This window comes from Anoxybacillus pushchinoensis (genome assembly GCF_900111795.1).
Classification (GTDB): domain Bacteria; phylum Bacillota; class Bacilli; order Bacillales; family Anoxybacillaceae; genus Anoxybacillus; species Anoxybacillus pushchinoensis.
Map to the genome: position 1 here is coordinate 1 of NZ_FOJQ01000009.1, position 25,114 is coordinate 25,114.

The following is a 25,114-nucleotide window of genomic DNA, read 5'->3' on the forward strand; positions in this document are numbered from 1 at the left end:
AAACTCCCATGATGTAGATCGGTCAGCGTTCCCGAAAAGCCCTTTGTAATCATCGCATCCACGATATGAACGAGATGCTTCATCACAGGTTTCGAGAAATAAAGGGCCAACCCCAACATCGTGAAAAACTTGTGAATTCCTTGATGATGTGCTAATCTATTCATGAGACATGAACCTCCTTGTGAATGGTTTGTTGGCACATCTATTCTAACCAAGGAATCGGGTTCATGTCTTCTTTTTTGTTTGGTTGTAAATTTATGTTAGTAAATTTGCTCATCTACAGTAAACGACTTATTGATGTACCGCATATTGGTATTAATGGTGGTTTCTTTGAAGGTAGTTACACTAGTCCTCCAACATCATTGAAATCTATTAGCTTTTGGAAGGGTGATACAAAACAATATCAATACAATGGGACTTCATCAAATCAGATTTCTCGTAAAACATTTATTTCTTATTGGCAGGATGGGCGATATAGAGCTGACTATCGATATGTAAAAAATTTAAATGAAGCTTTGGGTAATTATCCAGCAGGTTATGTTAAAGCTGTAATAGGTGGGAATGATTATAATTTAGATAGTTGGGGTTCTACAGCTTATTATGTTGCTTTGAATCGTACTGTTTTAGCGTGGGATAATGCGAAAGGGAAAGCTTATATGATTGTTACCCATGACAGAAATGTAAATATTCCTGTACTTAAAAATCATATGACACAGATGGGATTTAACCCTGTAAATTCAATTGTGTTGGATGGTTCTTGTTCGAGTAAAATGCGTGTTCCAGTTGGTGGAGTTGTTAAATATTATGGCTGCGACACTGAAAATCGTTATATCGGAAATATGATTCGTGTCTATGGAAGTGACCATTTCGGTTAATAGAAAGGGTATAAGGTTGAGATTTTATATAATTTTTTCTATAATTATTTTTATAAACCAGTCTAGACTGGTTTATAAAAACTAATCGAGGTAGCTTAAATGAAAAAAAGTTATAAAGTAATGATACTTTTATTGCCGATAATAGTAGCTTTAGTTACTACGTTAAGCGTTCAATTCATTGAGGGAACTTTGAAATCGGAGTTACTTCACTTTACGATGTTTGAAAATCTAATGATGTTTACAATGATCTTTTTAACAATCTATTTATTTACTATTGCTTTTGTAGTACCTATTAATATTTATATAACTAAGAAAATTGATAATAAATTAATATCATTTGTTTTATTTAATATTGTAGGTTTAATTTTAATAGGTTGCGTTGATATTTGGGTATTAAAAAATTTTGAATTAAAGTCTTTGTATCTAATTTTCCCACTATTTGCAGTTCTATCTTTGTTTCAGTCGAATTCTAAAAGTGTTTAACAAAATATATATCAGAGAAGGATGACCGATTAGAGTTGTCCTTTTTTGTTTTATAAAAACGTTCAGATTTTTTAGGAAAAAACTAGGGTCCTGCCGACAAACGGCATTTATCTATACTTAGGACTAAAAAAACCTTGATTTGATAAGGTTTTTACATTAAGGACATGTGAACAACGTATTATTCTTAAAATCGAGTCTCCCTACACGAATTCTACAACAGATCGTTGCCATGAATGCAACAAGAACGCCTTAAGGCGTTCTAATGAATTAAAAGGCATAGGTTATTCAAATAAGATTAATTAATTTTAATGCCTTCTCGTTATCAAGTATTCAAAAAGTGACTTTTTACTCTATTTTTCGTCTCAATAAATTCCTTAATGTATAATATTTGTGTTTTGTCGGTAGGATCTCTTATTGAAAAAGATTATATTGCCTCAGTCTGTAATAAAGCCGATGATTCCTTAGCGTAGGAACAATCGGCTTTTTTTATGTCGAAATTTGCTTAGCGTATGTTTTGCGCTTTTTGTTGGTAGGACCCCGTTCTGAAGTCACATTGATGCAACGGAGCCAACGACTATTAAAAACATATGAGCCAGAAGTTTCAGAGGCGATGACAAAAGCGCTCACGACTCAAGGCATCCACCTCCTCACAGGAGCGTCCTTTGAACGCGTCGAACAAGACGGAAACGTCAAAAAAATATATATAGAAGTCGATGGAAAAAAACAGGTGATCGAAGCGGACGAATTGCTGATTGCCACTGGGAGAACACCGAATACTGCAGCGTTACGTTTAGAAGCGGCTGGGGTGAAAACGGGTTCGCGTGGCGAAATTATTGTTAATGACTATTTACAAACGACAAATCCGCGCATTTACGCAGCGGGAGATGTCACACTCGGCCCACAATTTGTTTATGTCGCCGCATACGAAGGAACGATTGCCGCAGCAAACGCCGTTGGTGCCCAAAATAAAAAAGCTCAGCTTGACACCATCCCAGCGGTTACATTTAGTTCTCCGGCGGTCGCAACGGTTGGACTAACGGAACAGCAAGCAAAAGAAAAAGGATACGAAGTAAAAACATCTGTTTTGCCGTTAGAAGCTGTCCCGAGAGCAATTGTCAATCACGAAACGATCGGTGTCTTTAAACTAGTGGCAGATGCAAAAACAGGGAAATTGCTAGGAGTCCACATTGTAGCAGAACATGCGGGAGAAGTCATTTATGCAGCGACACTCGCGGTCAAACTCGGCTTAACGATAGACGACCTTCGCGAAACGCTCGCGCCGTACTTAACGATGGCAGAAGGATTAAAACTAGCGGCGTTAACGTTCGACCAAGATGTCGAAAAATTATCTTGTTGCGCAGGATGAGCCACTTCCATGCAGAAGCGGCTCTAGTTTTTTTTCTTATCTAACGCTTGTTTTAACAAATCTCCTAAGCTTGTACTAAACGAATCATTCTCGGCACTATATTTTCTCAGTAGTGCCCGTTCTTTTTGGCCAAGTTTTGCTTTTTTCTGTTCTTCTGCTTTTTCAATAACATTGCAAGGGCGGCATTGAAAGTAGATACCTGCTTTTCCTTCATGAATTTCCATCCGTTTTTTGCATTGTGGGCAGCGACGATGCGAAAGTTTTGGATCTTTTCGTTTTCGGAATCGGCAGGCCATATTCGCGCATACAAGCAGACGTCCTTCTTTTGTTGCCCGTTCTTTTAAAAACGACCCGCATTCTGGGCACATCGAGCCAGTTAAATTATGGGGGCGGTACGTTCGCTCGCTCTGTTTTATTTCTGCGACTAGACGATCTGTTTGCTTGCGGATGTTTTGGAGGAACGTTTTCGGATCACCATTCCCGCGGGCAATTGCTTCTAATTCTTTTTCCCACTTTGCGGTCAACTGTGGCGATTTTAATTCCTCGTTCACGAGTTCAATTAATTGTTTTCCTTTCGGTGTCGGATAAAACCGCCCGTTTTTTCGCTCGACCGTTTCCGTTTCGATAAGGCGTTCAATAATGTCAGCCCGCGTCGCTGGCGTACCGAGTCCGTATTTTTCCATTTGTGACAACAAGTCGGCTTCGGAACAGCGAAGAGGCGGTTCTGTTAGCGTTTCTTTTTTCTCTAGCCTAACAGAAACCGTTTGGCCTTTCTTAAAAATAGGGAAAGTCATTTTCTCTTCTTGCTTTTCTAGAATGCATCGAAACCCGGCGTTCACTACTCGCGTTTCGCGTGCGATAAACGTTTCGCCGTCGATTTCAAAAACAGCTTGAACGGTTTCATATTCGCACGCTGGATAGAAAAGTGCTAAAAAGCGACGAGCGATTAAATCATATAGTTTTCGTTCATCGGCAGAAAGCTTGCCGACATCCAGCCGCTCTTCCGTCGGGATAATCGCGTGATGATCGGTTACTTTTTTATTATCAAATACCCGCTGAGCCATCGCTTTCCCTTTATGTTTTAAAAGCGAAGCCATTTCGTCTCCGTATCCAGATTTCATCGCCTCTAGCCGCTCAAGCATCGTGTTTTCCATATCGGTCGTTAAGTAGCGCGAGTCGGTGCGCGGATACGTGACGAGTTTATGCTGTTCATATAGCCGTTGTAGCACGCTTAACGTTTTTTTCGCAGAAAAGCCAAATCGTTTGTTTGCGTCCCGCTGCAGTTCCGTTAAGTCGTAAGGGAGCGGCTGCGGCTCTTTTTTTGTTTTTCGTTCAACAGAAATAACCGTTGCTTGCTTGTTTTTTAGTGTTTCATATAGCTGTTCCGCTAGTTCTTTCGAAAAAATTCGTTTTTCCCCGTTACGCTCCCAAACAGCAGGAACAGACCCGACGTTGGCATGAATCGTCCAATATGGCACCGGTTGAAACGACTGAATTTCTTTTTCCCGCTCGATGATCATCGCAAGCGTCGGTGTTTGGACGCGGCCTGCGGAAAGCGGTTCATTGTATTTGGTCGTTAACGCTCTCGTCACATTTAATCCAATCAACCAATCCGCTTCTGCCCGGCACACCGCCGATTCATATAACCGATCAAACTGTTTCCCCGGTTTTAAATGTTGAAACCCATCGCGAATCGCTTGGTCGGTTTGGGACGAAATCCAAAGGCGAAGGAACGGTTTTTTCCAACGAATTTTTTGCAAAATCCACCGTGCAACGAGTTCGCCTTCCCGTCCGGCGTCGGTGGCGATGATGCAGTTTTTAATGTCTGGGCGTTTTGCTAGTGTTTCGATAGCGCGAAACTGATGGCTCGTTTGTCGAATGACGTTCAGTCCCGTTTTTTCCGGAATAATCGGCAAATCTTCTAGCCGCCACGTTTTATATGCTGGGTTATAATGCTCTGGCATCTTCAATTCAATTAAATGCCCAAGCGCCCATGTGACAATATAGTTCGGTCCTTCCAAGTAATGTTTATGTTGTTCCCGACAGCCAAGTACGCGGGCAATTTCTCGTGCCACACTCGGCTTTTCGGCAAGAACTAGTGATTTCATTCGTTTTCCTCCTAGCCACAAGACTACTTGTTCAGTATAGCGGAAAGGGGGGAGTTTTGCACCTTTCATATTTCAAACGAGTTAAGAAGTGTGATAAAATAGGAAAAATAGGATGAAGTGGGGATGTATATGGCAACGATTGAAGATTTTTTAAACTAGAGATTCGCATCGGTACAGTTGTAAAAGCAGAACCGTTTCCGGAAGCGCGCAAACCGGCAATCAAATTAGAAATTGATTTTGGCGAACTTGGCGTGAAACGCTCCTCCGCACAAATTACGCGGCGCTACGAACCGGAACAGTTAATCGGGCGGCAAGTCGTCGCCGTCGTCAATTTTCCGCCGCGGCGCATCGCCGGCTTGTCCTCCGAAGTATTGGTCCTCGGCGGCATTCCGGAAGAAGACGATGTCATGCTTTTACAACCGGACGCACCTGTGAAAAACGGAACGGTGGTGGGGTAATTATTACACCAGCAAGAACATCGAGAAGAAGGAGACAACCTTCGTAATTATCTTTATGTACAAAAAACAGGGGGGCTGTATAGTTAGGGAATGTGGTCGGAACGATTTATTAAAAGTTGTTGAGGTTTATTAAGAAGGGGGGGGCTAGTTTGAATCCTGAAAAATACATCGTCCAGAAACACCCGATTTGGGAAGTATGGAAAACAGCGGCGCGGTTAGGATTGGTTTCTTTCGGTGGGCCTGTCGCTCACTTAGGGTATTTTCGTGAAGAGTATGTGAAAAGGAAACAATGGATGGATGAGAAAACATATGCTGATTTAGTTGCGTTATGTCAGCTACTTCCTGGACCGGCGAGCAGTCAAGTCGGGATTGGCATTGGATTTTTGCAAGCAGGGATGCTCGGGGCGATTGCGGCATGGATAGGATTTACGCTTCCGTCGGCATTGATTCTTTTATTGTTTGCCTATTTTTCCAAAGGGATTGCTATCGATTGGCTGCATGGATTGCTCGTCGTAGCGGTAGCGGTGGTTGCTCATGCCGTATGGGGAATGGCAAGGGCGTTTGCTTTCGATCGTTCGCGTGCGACGATTGCTGTTGCGGCGGCTATTTTGTCTTTTTTGTTTCCAAACGCTGGAGGACAAGTTGTTATCATTATTGTTGCTGGGATGTTAGGAAGCCTTTTGTATCGGAGCCATTCGCCCACAGCGGTTTCGTCGATTTCTATTTCTTCAGGAAAAAAAGTGAGCTTTTTGCTTATATTTTTTATACTGCTTGGGCTGCTTCCGCTTGTCGCACAATTGACGAGTTCTCCGCTTGTCGCGCTTTTTGACAGCTTTTATCGCGCAGGGGCGCTTGTTTTTGGTGGAGGACATGTAGTACTTCCTTTATTACAAGCGCAAGTAGTGACGAAAGGATGGGTAACAAACGAACAATTTTTAACGGGATACGGAATGGCGCAGGCAGTACCGGGACCGTTGTTTACGTTTGCTACATATTTAGGGATGGTAAGCTTCGGATGGAAAGGGGCAATTGTCGCAACGATTGCGATTTTTCTCCCGTCTTTTCTATTAGTCATCGGGACGCTTCCGTTTTGGGAATGGATTCGTCAGCATGCACGGTTTCAAGCGGCATTCCATGGCATTCACGCGGCGGTGGTAGGCATTTTGCTTGCGGCGCTGTATCATCCAGTATGGACAAAAGCCATTCAAACCCCGGCGGATTTTTGCCTTGCATTAGCGGCGTTTTGTTTACTAGCGATTTGGAAATGTCCGCCTTTGCTTGTTGTTATCGTCTCCGCTATCATTGGCGCGTTTATCTAGAAGGGGAATCGAAATGGGACGCATTATTTTTCATATCGACTGTAATTCGTTTTTTGCTAGCTGCGAAGAGGCGTATAACCCGTCGTTAAAAGGGAAGCCTGTTGTTGTTGCAGGCGATCCGAAAGAACGAAGGGGGATTGTGCTAGCAGCAAATTATCTCGCAAAGCAGCTTGGCATTTATACGACAATGCCGCTATGGGAAGCGAAGAAAAAGTGCCCGTCTCTTATTGTGCGAAAACCGAACTTTTCGCTTTACCGCGCAATCAGTCAACAAGTGTTTGAACGTTTACAGCGCGTTTCTCCGCTACTTGAGCGAGCCTCTATCGATGAAGGCTATTTAGATGTTACAGAAATGGCATCGGTACATCCACTTATATTGGCTGAACATATCCAACGAGATTTACTTGAAACGGTTCAAATTCCTGTCAGTATCGGTATTGCACCGAACAAATTTTTAGCGAAAATGGCAAGTGAAATGAAAAAGCCGCTCGGCATCACGGTTTTACGCAAACGGGATGTTCCGAACGTACTATGGCCGTTGACGGTAGAAACGATGCACGGAGTAGGAGAGAAAACCGCCAAAAAGCTGAATGCAATGGGGATTGCCACGATTGGCGATTTAGCAAAAGCGAACGAAATAGCTCTGCAACAAACTCTCGGAATTTATGGCTCTCGTTTAAAAGAATGGGCAAACGGGATCGATCATCGCTCTGTCAACCCAGAAGAAGGGGAAAAGCGGAAATCGATTGGCAATTCGATCACTCTTCCGTACGATGTCACAGAGCAGCGGGTTCTTTTGGATATCCTTCGTCAATTAGCCGAGTCTGTCGGCCGACGAATGAAACAAAAGCGGGTGGTGTCGGCAACCGTTCAGTTGACGATTCGCTACCACGACTTCCAAACGATCACCCGCAGCAAAACGTGGGACAACCCATTTCAAGAAGCGGAAGAGATTTTTCGCTATGCGGCGTATTTATTGAAAAAACATTGGAACGGCGAGCCTATCCGCTTGCTTGGCATTACCGCATTAGACGTGTTTGATCGCAAAGAAGCGGTCAAACAGCTTGATTTGTTCCATTATGAAGAAGAAGCAAAAACCGAAGCGTTATGGAAAACGGTAGAGAAACTCCGAAAAAAATTCGGTGGCACAGCAATTCAAAAAGGTGCCGCCTTGGTAGAAAAAAAGGGGGAGCAACAAAATTAAGACATCTATAGTAATAAACTAACTTTCAAACAATCGATTGCAAAATAATAAAAATGGGAGGCATTTGTGGGTACATATTATAGCTTAGGGATTATTAGTGAATTTGTGGCTGAATCAGAAAAGACTTTAACTCAAGCTGAATGGGAACAGCTTTTAACAAAACGATTAGATTTAAGTTTGTTCCAACTAACTATCCATGGAAATAAAATTTATGGATCGCTTTATCCAGAAATTTTCAAGGAAAACATTAAAGATTTCTACCAAATTCTAAAGGAAATTGCTGGACCGAACCGAAGTGAAAACATTGATTATTATGAAAAGAAATTCGGAAGTAATCTAGATGATTATCATTATTCCGAAACCGTTCTTTTCGTTGAAGGTTCTGACGGTTCTTTAATTAAAATTGGCGTCCGCTTTGCTCTACTATTTGTTGAGGGGAAGGTAAGTGTTGAAATTTTTAACACTGAGCCTCATTTAATAAACTGGTTATTTCGCAACAGTAAAATAGCGAATAAGCTTGCCGGATGTGTTATAAGCGAGATTGTGTAACTAAAAAACCTAAGAGGGCAGTAATAAATAGCGACTGCCTTGTTTTTCGTTTTTATTATTAGTTTACATAACATAAATTATAGGAAGTAAAATAATTTTAATCTCAATATATAAGTAAACTTTTTATTTTGAGACAGAAAAAATATAAAACGCAGCTGTTGATCCGTTATAAAATACAAGCAGCTGCGTTTTATAATTATGCTATACACCACACAATCCGTCCTTTCTCACTTCATTCATAGCAACTAGGCAATATCTTCGCTATAATAGCGGACACCTTTGTATTGAACGCGGATTGGAATTTGTTTTTCGTGCTCATATTGACGACATAGCTTCTTTGCTTTTACACACGCATCCATCATTCCGTTAGCAATAATTGCTTCTTCCCAAACAATTGGTTGTTGGTGATGTGTGCTAAAAGTAAAAATATACTGTTTCATATAGAACCTCCTAAATGAAATTAATTTTGGACAAACTGTACCACCTATTTACATTGAATAATAGTTTCGATAATCATTCAAGAAGGCATTTTTGAGAATCATAGCGAATATTTTCATCGAGGTGATCGATTTGAATAGCGATACAAAAACATATTCCAGTAAAGATGTTGCAAAGCGACTTTTAATAGAACCTGTCACCGTTAGAAAATACTCTCAAATGCTTGAAGTAGAAGGATATTCTTTTAACAAAGATGAAAAAGGTTGGAGACATTATAGAAAAGATGATGTTAGATTTTTAGAATATCTATGCAACATGAAAACAATGGGGAAATCTCTCGATGAATCCGTTAAACACGTAGCAACTTTATATCGTTCAAGTTTATCCATATCGCAACCCGATATTTCGCTACAAGGTGAGAACATTTTATTAGAGTTTATAAAAGCTCAACACGAATTTAATCAGCAAATATTAGAACGACTTGAAGCACAAGAAAAAAGACAAGCCCAAAGAGACGAAAACTTGATGATTGCTTTAAGAGAATCACAAGAAGTAAAAAAACAAATTGCAGCCACTCAACAAAAAAAGTGGTGGAAGTTTTGGGAGTAGTAAAAAAGGGTAGCAATCGCCACCCCTTTTTTATTTGATTATGTCACCGCTAATCCTTGTCACTTGTTCTTTCAAAAATCGTTCAATCGCTTGGTGGACTTCGCGCTCATAAACGTCCTCTGTTTTATCTTCCAGATACGCTAAAAAGCTTTCAAGTTCTTTATAATCAATAACTGCTTTCATACTGTCACCCCTGATTTTTTACGAAATAATTTGCACGTTCCCAATTCCAATATGCGACAACGCTATACGCATTTTCGTTAATTTCTTTTTCCTCATCATCAACGTGTACCAAGTCGCCATCTTCGACATTATCCAAATTTAATTCTTTATGAATTTCTTTCAGCAATCCGCCGTAGGAAATTAAGCGCTTTTTATATAAACCTTGTTCTAAATCTGCCACACGCTGCAAATTTTTCTCTCGGTCACTGGTACGGTAATCGGTATCTTTGACAGGATACTTTACCGTTTCTGCAACTGCTGATTCAATATCAGACTTATGTTTATTTTTCGGTCGCACAATTTGAATATGCGCCACTGGATCGTAATCTAATTTCATCGCTTTCTTCCAAAAGGCAATCCATTGTTTTTGTGTGACATAATTTTCAGTGTTTTTGAAATACATTGGCTCAACGCATAATAAAACGTGCATATGCTGATTGTACGAATTATCGGTATCATTTACCGTCACTTCGGTTGCCCGCATAAAACCAATGAGATTTTGCTTAATTTTTTTGTACTGCATTAATCTACGAAAACCTTGCGCCATATCTTTTAAGCTCTGGTCTAAATCTGCACCGTCATACACATTTTTTACAGACAGCGTGAGAAATAACCAACGACATTTTGGTTTTTGTTTCATCACTTCTGCAATAATTTTTTGCGACTGAATGCCATGTTTCATTGTTTTCCTCCAGTTGCACATTGGACAAAGGGGTGATTTACAAAACCACACTTTAAACAAATTTTTCTCTAAGGTTTGCTTGTCCACTTTATATTCTAAAACTTCCGCACAAGCTTTCACTCGCTCCGTTTTTTTAAAATCTAAGATGTGCAGCAACTCATAATACTCGACATTGGCCAACTTCTTTTCTCGCCATGGGCGTTCATTCCCCTTTTTTGTTTTGTCGATAAGTATTGATTCTTGATTATGGTCTATGTTATTATCATTGTACAAATGCAATAGCAAAACTCCCCTTCTGATATGTTGTTTGTGTCGTAACTACAACTTTAACAGACGGGGTTTTTTTATTCAACCATTTCCAACATTTTTTTCACACCAAAAACCCAGTACTATCAAGGGTTCAAGGCACAAATTCTAACGTAAAATAAAAATGACGTTATTTCTATAAGTATTAAAATAAAAATGACGTTATTTCTATAAGTATCAAGATAAGAAAGAACGTATTTTTCGTTCCGAAAAATAAGGGGTTTTCGCTACGCTCAACCCCAAAGTTCAAAACCTAAAACCAAAAGCAAAGACACCTTCTCAGGTGTCTTTTTTTATCGCTCCAATCCTCGATTGCGCTCTTTATTCATTTCTCGCCTGTGAGCCTTCTCAAATTCGCCCCCAGGAAGTCGATCCTTCACTTTGCTTACAAACTCCTTTAACGTGCTTTTAAACGCTTGTACGCTTCCTGTATGCTCTTTTAGGAACGCCTTGGTACTCTGATAGATATTGGCTATCTCGTCCTTTAAATCGAGTATACGCCCTTCAAGATTACTGATTTCAAAACTTGCAGTCCGCAATTGAGTACGAAAATGGTCATTATCTCGTTGTAACTCATTCTTTTCATGATTTACTCGATTAACTTGCTGGCGCAAAGCTTTATTTTCTTGAACCAAATCTGTACGTTGCAATCGGTCATAATCTTTTTTTATTGTGCTTGCAGCATTCACAATCTGACGCATTTTTTGATATTCCTCACGAGTAATAACTAAATTCCCTGTTTCTTTTTCTATCGTTTTCGGTTTACCAAACGTTACGAGTTTATCTTCAACTACCGTTTTCTTTTCTTTCTTTGCTTTAATTTTTAATTCATCCGGGACAATTTCGCTTAATTTTCTCATCTCGTCCTTTTTAGAAGAAACATTCAGCTTCAGCAGCTCTTTTTTATTTTCTAATTCCCTGATATTTATTTTAGCCGTACGCAATGCTTGTTCCACTTCTTCAAGCTCCACCGTCATGTCATTTTTTTGTTGCTTTATGTCATCTGCATATTTTTTAAAATCTTTAATATCTTCAATGCCAATCGTTTGGCCATTTAAAATGCCTTCTTGATAAATTTCGGGAATTTCCTTTTTTAAAAAATTATCTAAGTCTTGATGAAAACTTTTTAATTCATTACGTGTCAAAACTTCTTTCGCTGAAACTTTCTCACGTTGTTTTTTTTCGTCCCAAACGACTGGCACAAAATCAAAGTGTATATGCGGAGTCGTTTCGTCTACATGGACATTCGCTGACACGACATTTTCTTTACCATAACGTGCAGCTAAAAATGCATACGTTTTCTCAAAAAATTGCCGTTGTTCTTCAGGACTTTTTTCTTCTAGCTCCTTTGGCAATGTAACAACCCATTCACAACATGCTTTTACATCTTTTCGTTTCATGCAATACACTTCGTCCAGTCGGTTTTGCAATCTCGAAAGTGTATCCCCTTCTTTTTCACACAAATCATAATTCAAATGTGAACGCTCAATATCAATTTCTTTATTGCTGTGATTTTCTGTTTTTCGATCTAAATGTATGGATAAGCCTTTCATATTTTCTCTCGTAAATTTTTTCACGTGAGCCACGTGGCAGCACCTCATTTCTTGCTTAAAGGATAACATGGCGAGCGAGCCAGAACAAATCTGGTATAACCCGCTATACCAAAATACTTTTGGTGCGGTCTCTGCCGAGAGCTTTTCGGCTTGCGCCGACTGCTCGCTTGAGCGACCCGAAAAGAAAAGACCTTGGGCTTTGCCCAAACCCACAAGGGAGAAATTCCCCCTTGACCCCTTCAAAAAAACTCCCCCAACCCCCTCACTTTTTTGAGGGGGCTCCCTCGCCGGTAGGCAGAAACAAACGTGGGTTTGTTTCAGTGCCAAGAGGGTTCGGGTGCAGTGAGGTTGTCAACGCCTTTCCGCTCCTTATGCTCACTCGGGAAAACCGCCCTCGCTCCGCTACCGCTCCAAGACATTGACAACCGCCATGCATAAATTCCATACCCTGAAAATTGGGATATGGAGAGAACAAAAAAGAGTAGCAAGTGCTACTCTTTTTTTTATAGTTTTTTAGTTCCACCGTACACGCTTCCAGTTTGAGATCCACCAACATATGCCTCAACTGTAGCTGATGTCATTGTAACGCCTGCCCATCTTATACCAAACGAAGCTTCAAAATAAACACGTGTATATACTTCCGGATATTTATAGCTTCCTACTGTTACAGTTCGTTTTTTTCCAATAGCTCTATTTTCCATTACTAAAGTAGAACCCCAAAAATGTCTTTGTACATTCCCATCAGCATTGGCATGTCTTGCACTAGTTCCATTGTATTCAAAATTTCCTTCCGCCCAAATTGTAAACATTTTAAATCCAAAGGCATTATAAGCAATTCCCGTGGTTCTTTCAGTTCTTGTTGTTTTCCAAGCAGCTGCAGCCATCACTTGATTATTTTTTTCTAGATTTAAAGTAGGAACAGCAATACGATCTAAAAGCATAACTTCACCAGTTTTTGAAACGTATACTGTTACTACCCCATTTTCATTGGAAAACTCATAAATGGAATCTCCTTCAGCCAAATCTTCTTTAGCTTCAGTAATCAATTCTTCAAAATCCAAAACAGCTTCTTCTTGTTGAACAGAATTCTCATTCTTTTCTACTGGAAAAACATCATCAATTGTTAAAGTCTTATCATCTACTAACTCTTTAGGCACAGGGTTTTTTGAATAATAATTATCAATAACAGCCTGAATTTCTTGCAAATCCAAATCACCTTGTCTCTTTTCCAATGATGATAGAATATCATTCAATTCAGTTACGTTATTTTCAATATAATTTTTGGCCTTTACAACATTGTCCTCTTTGTCTACTTCTTCCGCAAAAGACAAAGAAGCTGAATTAAATAACCCAAACAACAAAAGCAACGGTACTAATACAAACATTTTCTTAAACAAAGATAAAACCTCCACTTCAAAATATTTGTCCCTTCAAGCACTATATTCAAGGCTTTCCTGATAATCCCTTTATTTTTTAAAGAAATATACCCTGATCAGATAGATGATAATAAATATAAGTAACACTATAGCTGCATAAACCATAATCATTAATAAATTAGGTGCAATCAAAGAAACGATATAGACAATGAATGCGACAATAAAAAATAACAATAAAAAAAGACTTATATATTTCAAGATATCCCTCCTTCCATAATTCCTTATATCCATTTCACTCATTATTATAATGTAAACCTGTATTATAATGAATATCGAACCTGTTACAACATTGTAAACTTTTTTCATGATTTTTGTAAATAAAACAATCCTGAGAGAGCTCCCAGACTTCAGAGAAACTGACAATTCGTGTAACACCATCAAAAAGCACCGCTAGTAAGAAAGCGGTTACGTAAGGGTTTAAACTAAATCTTTTTATAAAAAAATTTATTGTTAACATTTTTTGTGATTAACATAAATTATAAAGCACCCGAGTCTTCACGGGTGCTTTATAATTTGTACAGTAATAATTTTCTCAGTAATGGAGCTAAGAACGTCGGCAAATATTCGACGTTTGGGACAAGAACACTATAATGTCCGTATATGTTTTCAATCGTTTTTTGTTGACTTTCGGTAATCATACCATTCGCTAAAAACACATTTACTACTTCGATTCCTAATCTTTTTGCCTCCATAACTGCTTCGTGTGTATCAACAATTCCATTTTGATCATATCCGAAAGCAGCTGGTTCCCCATCAGAAAAAACAAGTAAAAACTTTTGTTTTTCAACTCTTTTTTTCAACTCTTGCGTCATTAAACGAATGGCCAAGCCGTCACGATTATCTTCCTTCGGCTCTAATTGCATAATTTCCGCCCCACGTCCCTTTTTTAAAGAAACATTAAAATCAATAACCGTTTGAAAATAATTCGGCTGATAGAGCTGTGTGGCCTCATTCGTATCTTCCCAGAAACCAACGATTTTGTGTGGAACACGGAGCGTTTTAAGCGATTCATGGAACAAAACAATTCCTTTCTTTGTCTCTTCCATTTTGTCATACATTGACGCTGAACAGTCAACAAGTAGTACGAAAACAGCATCTAGTACTGGAGAAATCTCGTGTTTTTTGTAAAATAAACGTGGATGTTCATCCATAAAAAAACGTAATAGCTTTTTGTTTAAACGTCCTGCGTGCAAATCCGTGCGTGGATGAATTTTTTTATGTTCGAGCACTTTCTCAATCGTCCGTGTCAATTTTTTTTGATATGGTCCAATTGCTTCACGATCGCGCTCGTACTGTCTCATTTGTTCAACTGTCGGTGAAGAAGGATAAATAAATATCGGTTTAGCATAGCGATTTTCTTTTCCATACTCATACTCTGAACGCCCACTGAGCTCCTGACGATCCGTTTGTTGTTCTAAATGTGTATAATCGCTATGCGTCGTCTTTTGTGATGAACCTTGTACAATGCCGAGTGCTTGATCCCCCGCTTCCCCTTGACGAACTCCTTCTCCAAGCAAATCTGTCTGCGAACCTTGTTCTAGGTCAAACTGCAAGAAACTGTTTGTCATATCGCTTGTTTCGCGATGCCACGTATGCATCACCTCTTCAAAAATCTCTTCGTCGTCGGATTTTACATCAAGTACGTCATCATTTTTTAACGGATCTTTTCGCCGAATGTCTTCCCTATTCTCTCGTCGATCAACGTAAATGTACTCTGGAAGATGAAAATATGTGTTTAACATATCGGCATCTAACAATTCATTCAACACATCAACAATAGTAAGCACAATACGAACAATATCGGCAGTCGATTTCGCATCATATACATAACGTACTTCACGATCAATAAACGGAAGCGTCAATCGCAAATGCTCGGGAAGCACGGCGTCTTGCCCTGGATGTTCTGCCGTTAATAATAAATATAAATAGTTGAACAACGCATCTGTATGGATGCTTTTCACGCTATTGACATTCCATTGCGTTTGAAAATAGTGGCGATACACGTCCTTTCGAACTATAAATGCCTTTTTTGTTCCACTACGCACACGCCGACATATATCTTCCAGTCGAATATCTTCAAGAAGCACAAACAGTTGTTTGGCAAAATTAGGGATGGAGTACGTCTTTATTTCTTTAAGAAAAAAAATAATATCATCGTCATTTGTATGATGAAAATTTCCGATTGTTCGTAAAAAAACATCGCTTTTCAATCCATACACGTGCTGTTCTTTCGGCCGGTTGTCCCAAAAATGACTTACAATAACCTTCTTATGCTGTCGATCAAGATACGACTGATAACCAAATTCTAACTCAATTTGTTCATCGTTTGCTAAAGTTTTCGCTAAATCCGATAGTTCTATAAATAAAGAAGAATCCACTTTTTTATCGTTAAACATAATAAAACGGTTCATTTAGACACCCTCATTCGTCAAACAGCGTTTCAGCTACATTGCGTACTGCAGCTTTTTCACGATCGTCTTCTAATTTTTCGACGATCGCTCGTTCGATCGCCCGCAATGGCGGAATGTACACAGCTAAATCACAAGCATCAATTAATGCGCGAATAGATGCTGCTTCTTCGGACACATACCCTTGTTTTACTTGGACAATTAAATCAGCCGACAATGTAACGAACCGGTCTATTAAGTCTTCGTCTGTTAACTTCGTTTGTTGCTGTAAGACACGCTTCAACGTTTCTCCTTGAACATATGGAACATCAATAACGACAAAACGATTTTTTAACGCTTCGTTAAGCGGGACGGTTCCGACGTATCCCTCGTTGATAGATGCAATGACACCAAATGTCGGTTTAGCTTTCACAACTTCAGCGGTAAATGGGTTTGTAATCGTTTTTCGATAATCAAGCACCCCGTTTAAAATCGGTAACGTTTCCGGCTTAGCCATATTAATTTCGTCAATGTACAATAAATGACCTTTCGTCATCGCTTGAATGACAGGACCCGGGATAAATTCAATCGTCGCTTGTCCATTTGCTTGTTGAATCGTTTTAAATCCGAGCATAGCCTCAGCGTCTAAATCAACCGAACAGTTAATACTATGCATCGGTTGACCAAAAAAAGCTGACAACGTTTCAGCTAGCTTTGTTTTTCCAGAACCAGTTGGTCCTTTTAACAATATGTTTTTTCCTAGCGCTAAAGCAATAATCGCATCATATAAAATGGACATATGAGCTGGCGTATACTCAACATCTGCGCTCTGTCCACTTCCTTCATGTTTGAACATCTCTCTTCTCTCTTCTACAATTGTCTCAATTGCTTTTGGGAATGAAGGAAATTGTGTGCAAATCATCTTGTCAATCCTTTCTTTGTTGTCATACGTACGTATTGTACAAAAAATAAACGGATTTGTACAAATAAAGAGATTGTTAATCATAATTATATTATGTAAACATATATTAAAAAAAGAGCCACTCGGCATTATCGACTTTTAACGAGTAGCTCGACCGCTTCTTGAATAAGCTTTTCACTTTCTAACGAACCGGTTTCAATGTCTTTGCGAATGCAACGTTCTAAATTTGCGCTTACTACGACAGCAATTGCACGGTCTACAGCACTACGGATCGCAGATAACTGCGCGACAACTTCTTTGCAGTCTTTTTGCTCATCCATCATTTTAAGGACTCCACGAACTTGTCCTTCAATTCGTTTTAAACGATTTTTCACTTGGTTATCGTAAATCATGGTTATTCCATCTCCTTTTTTCTATACCCTTGTAAGTATATTAAATGAAACATACTTCCTTTGTCAACTAAAATTATCTTTAATGGCTTTCCGAATCAATGCTTCACAACGATCTAGTTCTGTTTTTAGTTGTCGTTTATATAACTGGGCCTTTTTATAACCTTCTTCAGTAAAGCGATAGTAAACAACTTCCTGATATTTCATTCCTTCCTTTTTCTTTTTCACTTGCTCTAAAATTCCATCTTCTATTAAGTCGTGTAGTGCTTTATACACCTCGGAATGATTTGGACGATATCCAAACGGTTGAAATTCCTCACGAAGCACATCCAATAATTTAAGCCCATACAATCGCTCTTGTTCTGTTAAAGTAATCAAATATAGTTTTAAAAACGCCCGTTGTTTTAACAAAAATCCACTCGGTTTTCTTTTTTCGCTCATTTTCTCTCCTCCCACATATGACACATTCTTTACATAAAGAAAAAATCCTTCCCTATTTTTATTATAATTGAACATTTTTATTTTTATTCAATTTTTATTTAGAACATAGTTTATTATGTCAAATATTTTTATAAAAAAAAGAAGAAGGCTTCCCCTCTTCTTTATTTAAAGACAATCGTCTTATTTTCGTGAATGATAACACGATCTTCTAAGTGCCACTTTAACGCACGAACTAGTACCGTTTTCTCGATAATACGCCCTACCCTTTTTAAGTCTTCTATATGATGCTTATGATCGACCCGTTCAACATCTTGTTCAATAATAGGCCCTTCGTCTAAATCATCTGTTACATAATGAGAAGTCGCACCAATGAGTTTCACTCCACGGCGATAAGCTTGTTCATACGGGCGCGCCCCAATAAATGCCGGTAAAAATGAATGGTGAATATTAATAATTCGTGCCGGGAACATGGAAACGAAACGCGGTGATAAAATTTGCATATAACGAGCGAGCACAATGACATCAACATCATATTGTTTTAACAACTCAATTTGTTTCGCTTCTGCCTCTTGTTTTGTTTCTTTTGTCACAGGAACATAATAGTATGGAATACCAAATGATTCAACCGTCTCTCTCATTTGTTCATGGTTACTAATGACAAGGGTGAAATCCGCAAGTAGTTCACCTGCTTGCCACTCCCATAGCAATTCTAATAAACAATGTTCTTCTTTTGAAACAAATATAGCTACCTTTTTTATATGCGTATGTAGGCTGAATTTCCAGTCCATTGCAAAACGTTGTGCAATCGTTGCGAATTTCTTCTCTATCTCTTCTTGTCTGTCACGTATGTTTGGCGCATCAAACTCAATTCGTAAAAAAAACATGCCGCCTTCAGGATCTGTTGAATATTGGTTCGACTCCACTATGTTAGCCCCTTGTTCATGTAAAAACGTTGTAACTGCTGCAACAATTCCTGGTTGGTCGGGACATGATATAAGTAAACGGGCACGGTGCTTATACTTATCTACAAAATCACGAACATGTTTCTGCTGAAAATACATAACAAACCTCCCCTTTGAACGAAAGAAATGATAAATAATAGCATTCATTATAACAAATAGTCGAGAACATGTCTCGACTATTTTCTTACTTATTCAATGTTCTCCGCAATCCAAATGATCCTTTCCATTTAGGTGCTGGGAGCTTTACTGGCGAAGAAAGATACGTATATAAAGCTCCCATGAATAAAGAACCGCCGACAATATTCCCAATTGTCACAGGGACAATGTTATGAACAACACCCGCCACATCAATGCCGGACGGATGTGGTACAGCTAAGGCGAGTGAAAAAATAACAAAATTCGCAATAGAGTGCTCATATCCTGACGCAAAAAAGACGAAAACAATTAAAATCATAGCAAACATTTTTGCTACGTCTTCTTTCATTTGCATCGGAATGAAGATGGCCAAACAAACAAGCCAGTTACACAAAATTCCCTTTACAAATAATTGTATTGTTGTCGCATGCATCTTTTTCAACGCCATGGCAAATAACAAATGATCCATCGGGATATCATGAAAAATACCTGACTGTGCGATTAAAAAAGCGAAGAAAATAGCTCCAAGTAAATTACCGCTATAACACGCCACCCAGTTACGAACTGTATCTCCAACGGTTGTTTCTCTTTGAAGCGTACTAATAGTAAAATACATCGTATTTCCTGTAAATAGCTCTGCTCCACCGTACATAATGAGCACAAGTGCTATGCCGAAAAAAATTCCGCTTACTATATACGTTGCGGGCGAATGTGTCTCATAAAAAAATTGGCCGACACGCAAACAAAGAACAAGAGCAAAACCAATGTACACACTTGCGAGAGCAGCACGAATCATATATTGGACGGGTGAATTTTGTAAAATCGTTCTCTTCTTTAATGCTAGCTCCTTACATACTTGTAAAGCTTCCATTGTCTCTCCACTTCTCTTTCTGTTTTGTGATGTTTTTCACAATTTATCCTACTCCGATCACGCATGTTTTTCAATGTATTTGTGTAAATGTTAAAATAAATGTCAACACTTTCTTTTTTGAAAGCGTTTGTTTTTTTTATGACCATTGCAATTTTTGTATATGTTGTTCTCATCCTTTGCAAATAGAGGAAGGAATATATTAATATAAAAAGGGTGCAAAATACGTGGTTAGAGGAGGAAGCTATGAACTACATCAAAGAAGAAAACGGTCAATTATGGTTAACAGAAGATGAGCGTGAAAATTTAAAAATTAGTTATCGCATTAAAGAAGTCATTTACTCCGAACAATCGCCATTTCAACATGTGATGATTTTGGACTCGTACGACTTCGGAAGAATGCTCGTGCTTGATGGTGTTGTGCAAACAACTTCCATTGATGGTCACATTTATAATGAGATGATTTCACATGTTCCTCTTTCTCTTCATCCATCGCCAAAGAAAGTTTTAATTATTGGCGGGGGCGATTGTGGCGCGGCCTGTGAAGTGGCGAAACATGAGGACGTAGAAGAAATACATCTTGTTGAAATTGATGAATTAGTCGTTCGAGCATGTAAAGAGCATTTACCAGAAGTATCCGGAAACCTTTCCGATCCACGCGTGCAGTACGTATATAAAGATGGAGTACAGTTTGTTAAAGATTGTGTAAACACGTACGATGTCATTATTATTGATTCGTCTGATCCGATCGGCCCGGCTCAAGTATTATTTGAATACAACTTCTACAAGAGTGTATACGAAGCCTTAAAAGAAGACGGAATAATGGTTTGTCAAAGTCAATCTCCAATTTTTCATATGGACGTATTGAAACAAACATATACAAACATTCGTCGTCTATTCCCACACGTACACGTATACACTGCTACTGTCCCAACATATCCAGGTGGACTATGGAGTTTCACTCTTGGAGCGAAACAACCGATTTCATTTGAGCGACTTAACACCTTTGAAAAACAAACGAAATACGTAAATAGTGATGTATTAAACCAATGTTTCCGCCTCCCACAATTTATGAAAGAACATCTGCAATCGTAGTCGGAGTGACTCCGACTACGATTGTTGACAAAGATATTGTTTTACCCGTGGTGTTAGGAAAGTTACTTGGCTTCTCTTCCGAACGTGCATGGCATCGCTTTGTTACTGGAAACTTGTTCACAACGTTCTCGATACAATCGCCGTTGCCGAGCGCTGCGCTTTGCAATCAAATGGATTCGTCATGAACGAGCGAAACGTGGGCAACACCATGCCTATGCGGTCGTAGATAGCATGCCAATCGAGTTGTGCCATGCCGCAACAATTCTGAACGACTTGAGCTAAAAAAATATTGCCCACACCTAAAACGCCATACGTTACATCGCGAAACGAAATAATCCGTGGCAATGTGCCACGGATTATTTAATGTAAGTGGATTCGTCTTGCAAAATCAACAAAACGAAATTTGTCAAGACGATGGCGCGATTCCGTATATTGAAACAAACTTGCATCGTCTAAATAAACGTAATTTCGCACAACAACAACGTGCGTATATTGTTTTAAATGTAAGTACATACGATCCTCTTCCGTACACTCTTCAACGAAAAATTCTTTTTTTGCAAAGCTAATTTTTAATTGTAGTTCTTTTTCAAGATATTCATAAATAGAACGCTCGCATATATCTTTAGATAAAAACGGAACAACCTTTTTATTAAAAAAGTCTTTATCTAAAATAATACGCTCACCTTCAATCTCCCGCACGCGCACCACTTTCCAAATGTCTTCCCTTGCTGTAACGTGAAGATGTTTTTTTAACGCTTCATCAGGTTTAACGATCTCAAGCTGCTCGACAATTGTTCGTGATGACTTTCCAAGCTTTTGTGCTAACTCCTTGAAGCTAATAAGTCCAGAAATCGGGAAGTCAAATTTTCTTACGTCCAATACAATGGAACCTTTTCCTTTAATTTTCTGAATATACCCATGTTCCGAAAGTAAATTAAGCGCTTTTCGAATCGTTTCCCGCGACGTTTCGTATTGTTCAACGAGCTGATTTTCAGAAGGAATTTTCGTCCCTGGTTTAAATATTCCTTTTTCAATTTTTGATAACAAGTCATTGTAAATAGATAAATATTTATTTTCACTCATTGTTTATCACCGAAAACTATTTTACCATTATTTTTTCAAGTAATAAACAATGGATTCATACGGACGTAACGTGATTTTTTTGAAGTCGCTTGGTGAGTCTTCATAGTTTGACAATAAAACTTGACTTGTATATTCGTTTATATCGATATGTTTTGGCCATTCAAACAGCGTTTCTCGTCCGTAAAAATTATTAATCACAACAAGTTTTTCGTTTTTTCCGTTGCGAATATATGCAAAAATCGAAGGATGGTCTTCTAAAATGAGCTCATAATCGCCTGTTGTAATAATGTCGTACTGTTTACGTAATTGAATAAGCTTTTGATAATGATAAAAAACCGATGTCGGATCTTGTAACGCCCTTTGAACATTAATTTGTTGATAGTTGCGCGCCACGGAAATCCACGGTGTTCCTGTTGTAAAGCCTGCGTGCTTCTCGTCGCTCCATTGCATCGGCGTTCGAGAATTGTCACGAGATTTCCGTTGCAAAATATGCAATATATCTTGTTCACTTTTTCCTTGTTCTTTTAATATCCGGTACATGTTTAACGATTCGACATCTCGGTAATCATCGATCCGTTCAAACTTCGGATCAGTCATTCCGATTTCCTCACCTTGATAAATATAAGGCGTCCCTTGCATCATATGAATCGTTGTTGCCAACATTTTTGCGGATTCTTTATGGTATCGTTCGTCGTCACCGTAACGGGAAACGATGCGCGGTTGGTCATGATTGCACCAAAATAATGCGTTCCATCCTCCACCTTTATGCATTTCTACTTGCCACTCTGATAAAATCTTCTTTAGTTGTAAAAAGTCGAAATCAGCAACCGCCCACTTCTCCCCATTTGGATAGTCAACTTTTAAATGATGAAAGTTAAATGTCATATTTAGTTCATGACGGTCAGGATTTGTATATAAAATACAATGATCAATTGTTGTCGACGACATTTCTCCTACCGTCATCATATCGTACTTCGAAAATACTTCTCGATTCATTTCTTGTAAAAATTCATGAATACGCGGACCATCTGTATAGTATTTTCTTCCGTCACCAGGCGGCATAGCCCCATCATCATCTAAAAAACGTTGATCTTTTGAAATTAAATTAATCACATCCAAACGAAAGCCATCTACTCCTTTTTTTAGCCAAAAATGCATCATGTCATATACACGTTGACGTACTTCTTCGTTTTCCCAGTTTAAATCTGCTTGTGTAACATCGAACAAATGCAAATAATATTGCCCTGTTTGTTCATCATACTCCCAAGCAGATCCACCGAATTTTGATTGCCAATTGTTTGGCTCATCTCGCCAAATATAAAAATGACGGTACGGATTGTTTTTAGATGAGCGCGATTGTTGAAACCATTCGTGATCGGTTGACGTATGATTAACGACAATGTCCATAACAACTTTTATATTTCGTTTATGTGCTTCTTCAATAAGTTGTTCAAAATCTTCCATCGTTCCGTATGGTGCATAAATCCGATAATAGTCGCTTATGTCATATCCGTTGTCACGCTGTGGAGATTCGTAAATCGGAGTGAGCCAAATGGCATCGACCCCGAGTGTCTGCAAATAATCTAACTTTTCAATTACCCCTTTTAAATCGCCAATTCCGTCGCCATTCGTATCTTTAAAACTTTTCGGATAAATTTGATATACAACTGCTGTCTTCCACCATGGATGCATATCACTTACCGCCTTTCGTTTTTGCCAAGATGTATGTCAATGTAAATGGAACGATAAGAACGATCGCCATACCAATGAAAAATGGTGCCCATTTGTCAGGGAAAATGGATAAAAATCCAGGAAGTCCCCCGACACCAATCGAAGAAGCTTGAACTTTATTCATCGTAATAAAAATTCCCGCAATGGCAGAACCGATGAGAGCAGAAATAAATGGATAACGATATCGCAAGTTGACACCAAACATCGCTGGCTCTGTAATACCTAAATAAGCAGATACAGAAGATGTAAACGATAGTCCTTTTAGTTTTTCATCTTTTGTCGCGAACATCATAGCGAGTGCTGCTGAACCTTGTGCAATGTTCGATAGTGCAAGCATCGGCCATAAAAATGTTCCCCCCGTGCTACCGATGAGCTGCAAGTCTACTGCTAAGAACGTATGATGCATTCCTGTAACAACGAGAACTGCATATAGTCCTCCATATACGAGCCCACCTAATGCCGCAAAACGATCAAACAAAGCGACAAGACCATCCGTCAAAGCACTTGCGATTCCAAAAGTCACAGGACCAATTGCGATAAAAGAAATAAATCCTGTCACGAGTAGCGCGATTGGAGCAACAAGCAACAATTGGAATGATTCTGGAATACGTTTTTTCAAAAATATTTCCAACTTCGCCAATACATATGATGAAATTAAAATAGGCAACACTTGACCTTGATAGCCGATTTTTTGAATATCAAAACCGAATAAATTCCAATACGGCACAGTCCCTTCTTGGACAGCTGAAGCATACGCCCAAGCATTTAATAAAGCTGGATGAACAAGCATTAGTCCGAGTACAATTCCAAGCAATTCACTTCCACCAAATTTTTTTACAGCTGACCAACCGATTAATCCCGGTAAGAAGACGAACGCTGTGTTAGCAATTAAGTTAATCATATCAGCGAAGTCACGCCATTGCTCATGCACGTCGACAAGCGATTTTCCTTCATAAAAAATTCCTGACCCTGTTAAAATGTTGTTAATCCCCATTAGTAAACCTGCTGTCACGATGGCGGGTAAAATCGGAATGAAAATGTCTGCTAACGTTTTAATGGCACGTTGTAACGGGTTCAACTTTTTTTCCGCAGCATCTTTAATCTCTTGTTTCGTCGCTCGACCAATGCCGGTCATTTCAATCATTTCATTGTACACTTTTTCCACTAATCCTTGGCCGATGACAACTTGGAACTGTCCATTTACAGAAAACGAGCCTTTCACGATATCAATGTTTTCTAATGCCTCTTTATCTACTTTCCCTTCATCTTTTAGCGCAAAACGAAGACGAGTGACACAATGTGTGGCAGCAATAATGTTTTCTTTTCCACCGACTGCTTGAACAATTTTTTCAACAGATTGTCGCATCATTTCTTCCTCCTTACTTGAAGCGTTTACATTGATTTTTATAAACTTGTATATACAAGTTTATTTATCTATATTGTAACTTGTATATACAAGTAAGTCAACCACTTTCAAAAAAATTTCATAGAAA

The 25,114-nt window shown here is 38.9% G+C and carries 22 protein-coding genes and 5 pseudogenes; 11 read left to right on the plus strand and 16 right to left on the minus strand.

Going from position 1 to position 25,114, the window contains the following annotated elements:
• Positions 1-164, minus strand: a pseudogene (locus BM213_RS14435) (IS701 family transposase); the annotation flags it as partial.
• Between the two features lie 93 nt (positions 165-257).
• Here BM213_RS14435 and BM213_RS04015 point away from each other — a divergent pair.
• The 3 genes and pseudogenes from BM213_RS04015 to BM213_RS04025 form a co-directional block, all read left to right on the plus strand.
• Positions 258-875 carry a phosphodiester glycosidase family protein gene (locus BM213_RS04015; RefSeq protein WP_208601860.1) on the plus strand — a complete coding sequence of 206 codons (618 nt, stop codon included), beginning with the start codon at positions 258-260 and terminating at the stop codon, positions 873-875.
• A gap of 99 nt (positions 876-974) precedes the next feature.
• The gene (locus tag BM213_RS04020; RefSeq protein WP_032101750.1) at positions 975-1,358 is read left to right on the plus strand and encodes a hypothetical protein; all 384 of its coding nucleotides are present in this window, start codon (positions 975-977) and stop codon (positions 1,356-1,358) included.
• Positions 1,359-1,899: 541 nt separating this feature from the next.
• A pseudogene (locus BM213_RS04025) lies at positions 1,900-2,724 on the plus strand (FAD-dependent oxidoreductase); the annotation flags it as partial.
• 23 nt (positions 2,725-2,747) lie between these two features.
• Here the strand turns inward: BM213_RS04025 and BM213_RS04030 are convergent.
• Positions 2,748-4,832, minus strand: coding sequence for a DNA topoisomerase III (locus tag BM213_RS04030; protein WP_091701175.1), 2,085 nt, complete (start codon positions 4,830-4,832; stop codon positions 2,748-2,750).
• 129 nt (positions 4,833-4,961) lie between these two features.
• On the opposite strand from BM213_RS04030, the pseudogene csaA reads away from it, so the two are divergent.
• The 4 genes and pseudogenes from csaA to BM213_RS04050 all read left to right on the plus strand — a co-directional run bounded on the left by csaA (position 4,962) and on the right by BM213_RS04050 (position 8,362).
• Positions 4,962-5,290: pseudogene (gene csaA / locus BM213_RS04035) on the plus strand (chaperone CsaA).
• Between the two features lie 149 nt (positions 5,291-5,439).
• Positions 5,440-6,609: a chromate efflux transporter gene (gene chrA, locus BM213_RS04040; protein ID WP_077428383.1), complete on the plus strand. Its 1,170-nt coding sequence runs from the start codon at positions 5,440-5,442 to the stop codon at positions 6,607-6,609.
• Between the two features lie 13 nt (positions 6,610-6,622).
• Entirely contained in the window at positions 6,623-7,813 is a 1,191-nt protein-coding gene (locus BM213_RS04045; RefSeq protein ID WP_091701178.1) for a DNA polymerase IV, read from the plus strand.
• Positions 7,814-7,879: 66 nt separating this feature from the next.
• A complete protein-coding gene (locus tag BM213_RS04050) occupies positions 7,880-8,362 on the plus strand; it encodes a hypothetical protein (RefSeq protein WP_032101746.1) in 483 nt (160 codons plus the stop codon).
• Positions 8,363-8,607: 245 nt separating this feature from the next.
• Here the strand turns inward: BM213_RS04050 and BM213_RS04055 are convergent, their stop codons facing one another.
• Positions 8,608-8,802, minus strand: coding sequence for a hypothetical protein (locus BM213_RS04055; RefSeq protein ID WP_003397195.1), 195 nt, complete (start codon positions 8,800-8,802; stop codon positions 8,608-8,610).
• A 121-nt stretch (positions 8,803-8,923) separates the two neighbouring features.
• On the opposite strand from BM213_RS04055, the gene BM213_RS04060 reads away from it, so the two are divergent.
• Entirely contained in the window at positions 8,924-9,409 is a 486-nt protein-coding gene (locus BM213_RS04060; protein ID WP_425265911.1) for a DUF3967 domain-containing protein, read from the plus strand.
• 30 nt (positions 9,410-9,439) lie between these two features.
• Here the strand turns inward: BM213_RS04060 and BM213_RS14625 are convergent, their stop codons facing one another.
• The 10 genes from BM213_RS14625 to BM213_RS04110 all read right to left on the minus strand — a co-directional run bounded on the left by BM213_RS14625 (position 9,440) and on the right by BM213_RS04110 (position 19,715).
• Positions 9,440-9,592: a hypothetical protein gene (locus tag BM213_RS14625; protein WP_167357368.1), complete on the minus strand. Its 153-nt coding sequence runs from the start codon at positions 9,590-9,592 to the stop codon at positions 9,440-9,442.
• Between the two features lie 4 nt (positions 9,593-9,596).
• Entirely contained in the window at positions 9,597-10,592 is a 996-nt protein-coding gene (locus BM213_RS04065; protein ID WP_425265912.1) for a protein rep, read from the minus strand.
• Positions 10,593-10,912: 320 nt separating this feature from the next.
• A complete protein-coding gene (gene mobV, locus BM213_RS04070; RefSeq protein WP_244149185.1) occupies positions 10,913-12,499 on the minus strand; it encodes a MobV family relaxase in 1,587 nt (528 codons plus the stop codon).
• A gap of 176 nt (positions 12,500-12,675) precedes the next feature.
• Positions 12,676-13,569 carry a hypothetical protein gene (locus BM213_RS04075; RefSeq protein WP_091701180.1) on the minus strand — a complete coding sequence of 298 codons (894 nt, stop codon included), beginning with the start codon at positions 13,567-13,569 and terminating at the stop codon, positions 12,676-12,678.
• Between the two features lie 545 nt (positions 13,570-14,114).
• Complete coding sequence (locus BM213_RS04085; RefSeq protein WP_091701186.1) at positions 14,115-16,019, minus strand: vWA domain-containing protein; 1,905 nt, start codon at positions 16,017-16,019, stop codon at positions 14,115-14,117.
• A gap of 10 nt (positions 16,020-16,029) precedes the next feature.
• A complete protein-coding gene (locus tag BM213_RS04090; RefSeq protein ID WP_425265909.1) occupies positions 16,030-17,001 on the minus strand; it encodes an AAA family ATPase in 972 nt (323 codons plus the stop codon).
• A 44-nt stretch (positions 17,002-17,045) separates the two neighbouring features.
• Positions 17,046-17,309, minus strand: coding sequence for a metal-sensitive transcriptional regulator (locus BM213_RS04095; protein ID WP_091701191.1), 264 nt, complete (start codon positions 17,307-17,309; stop codon positions 17,046-17,048).
• A 63-nt stretch (positions 17,310-17,372) separates the two neighbouring features.
• Entirely contained in the window at positions 17,373-17,747 is a 375-nt protein-coding gene (locus tag BM213_RS04100; protein WP_003397201.1) for a replication termination protein, read from the minus strand.
• 161 nt (positions 17,748-17,908) lie between these two features.
• The gene (gene purU, locus BM213_RS04105; protein WP_091701194.1) at positions 17,909-18,808 is read right to left on the minus strand and encodes a formyltetrahydrofolate deformylase; all 900 of its coding nucleotides are present in this window, start codon (positions 18,806-18,808) and stop codon (positions 17,909-17,911) included.
• Positions 18,809-18,893: 85 nt separating this feature from the next.
• Entirely contained in the window at positions 18,894-19,715 is an 822-nt protein-coding gene (locus BM213_RS04110; RefSeq protein ID WP_091701196.1) for a formate/nitrite transporter family protein, read from the minus strand.
• Positions 19,716-19,958: 243 nt separating this feature from the next.
• Here BM213_RS04110 and speE point away from each other — a divergent pair, with 243 nt between their 5' ends.
• The 3 genes and pseudogenes from speE to rpmG all read left to right on the plus strand — a co-directional run.
• Complete coding sequence (gene speE, locus BM213_RS04115; RefSeq protein WP_091701199.1) at positions 19,959-20,807, plus strand: polyamine aminopropyltransferase; 849 nt, start codon at positions 19,959-19,961, stop codon at positions 20,805-20,807.
• Between the two features lie 47 nt (positions 20,808-20,854).
• A pseudogene (locus tag BM213_RS04120) lies at positions 20,855-21,065 on the plus strand (IS982 family transposase); the annotation flags it as partial.
• A pseudogene (rpmG, locus tag BM213_RS04125) lies at positions 21,062-21,142 on the plus strand (50S ribosomal protein L33); the annotation flags it as partial. The pseudogenes BM213_RS04120 and rpmG, both read left to right, overlap by 4 nt.
• Before the next feature lie 25 nt (positions 21,143-21,167).
• Here the strand turns inward: rpmG and treR are convergent.
• Genes treR through treP form a run of 3 tightly spaced genes read right to left on the minus strand, consistent with a single transcriptional unit; the run spans position 21,168 to position 24,987 of the window.
• Positions 21,168-21,890 (minus strand): trehalose operon repressor, encoded by a 723-nt coding sequence (gene treR, locus BM213_RS04130; protein WP_091701204.1) that lies wholly within the window; start codon positions 21,888-21,890, stop codon positions 21,168-21,170.
• A 27-nt stretch (positions 21,891-21,917) separates the two neighbouring features.
• Positions 21,918-23,582: an alpha,alpha-phosphotrehalase gene (gene treC / locus BM213_RS04135; RefSeq protein WP_091701207.1), complete on the minus strand. Its 1,665-nt coding sequence runs from the start codon at positions 23,580-23,582 to the stop codon at positions 21,918-21,920.
• A 1-nt stretch (position 23,583) separates the two neighbouring features.
• Positions 23,584-24,987 (minus strand): PTS system trehalose-specific EIIBC component, encoded by a 1,404-nt coding sequence (gene treP, locus BM213_RS04140; RefSeq protein WP_091701209.1) that lies wholly within the window; start codon positions 24,985-24,987, stop codon positions 23,584-23,586.
• Between the last annotated feature and the right edge of the window lie 127 nt (positions 24,988-25,114).

Excerpts from the sequence above, each read along its gene's own strand:
- BM213_RS04015 (WP_208601860.1), top strand. The coding sequence starts at position 258 with ATGTTAGTAAATTTGCTCATCTACAGTAAACGACTTATTGATGTACCG.
- BM213_RS04020 (WP_032101750.1), top strand. The coding sequence starts at position 975 with ATGAAAAAAAGTTATAAAGTAATGATACTTTTATTGCCGATAATAGTA.
- BM213_RS04030 (WP_091701175.1), bottom strand. The coding sequence starts at position 4,832 with ATGAAATCACTAGTTCTTGCCGAAAAGCCGAGTGTGGCACGAGAAATT.
- BM213_RS04045 (WP_091701178.1), top strand. The coding sequence starts at position 6,623 with ATGGGACGCATTATTTTTCATATCGACTGTAATTCGTTTTTTGCTAGC.
- BM213_RS04055 (WP_003397195.1), bottom strand. The coding sequence starts at position 8,802 with ATGAAACAGTATATTTTTACTTTTAGCACACATCACCAACAACCAATT.
- BM213_RS14625 (WP_167357368.1), bottom strand. The coding sequence starts at position 9,592 with ATGAAAGCAGTTATTGATTATAAAGAACTTGAAAGCTTTTTAGCGTAT.
- BM213_RS04085 (WP_091701186.1), bottom strand. The coding sequence starts at position 16,019 with ATGAACCGTTTTATTATGTTTAACGATAAAAAAGTGGATTCTTCTTTA.
- BM213_RS04090 (WP_425265909.1), bottom strand. The coding sequence starts at position 17,001 with ATGATTAACAATCTCTTTATTTGTACAAATCCGTTTATTTTTTGTACA.
- BM213_RS04095 (WP_091701191.1), bottom strand. The coding sequence starts at position 17,309 with ATGATTTACGATAACCAAGTGAAAAATCGTTTAAAACGAATTGAAGGA.
- BM213_RS04100 (WP_003397201.1), bottom strand. The coding sequence starts at position 17,747 with ATGAGCGAAAAAAGAAAACCGAGTGGATTTTTGTTAAAACAACGGGCG.
- purU (WP_091701194.1), bottom strand. The coding sequence starts at position 18,808 with ATGTATTTTCAGCAGAAACATGTTCGTGATTTTGTAGATAAGTATAAG.
- BM213_RS04110 (WP_091701196.1), bottom strand. The coding sequence starts at position 19,715 with ATGGAAGCTTTACAAGTATGTAAGGAGCTAGCATTAAAGAAGAGAACG.
- speE (WP_091701199.1), top strand. The coding sequence starts at position 19,959 with ATGAACTACATCAAAGAAGAAAACGGTCAATTATGGTTAACAGAAGAT.
- treR (WP_091701204.1), bottom strand. The coding sequence starts at position 21,890 with ATGAGTGAAAATAAATATTTATCTATTTACAATGACTTGTTATCAAAA.
- treC (WP_091701207.1), bottom strand. The coding sequence starts at position 23,582 with ATGCATCCATGGTGGAAGACAGCAGTTGTATATCAAATTTATCCGAAA.
- treP (WP_091701209.1), bottom strand. The coding sequence starts at position 24,987 with ATGCGACAATCTGTTGAAAAAATTGTTCAAGCAGTCGGTGGAAAAGAA.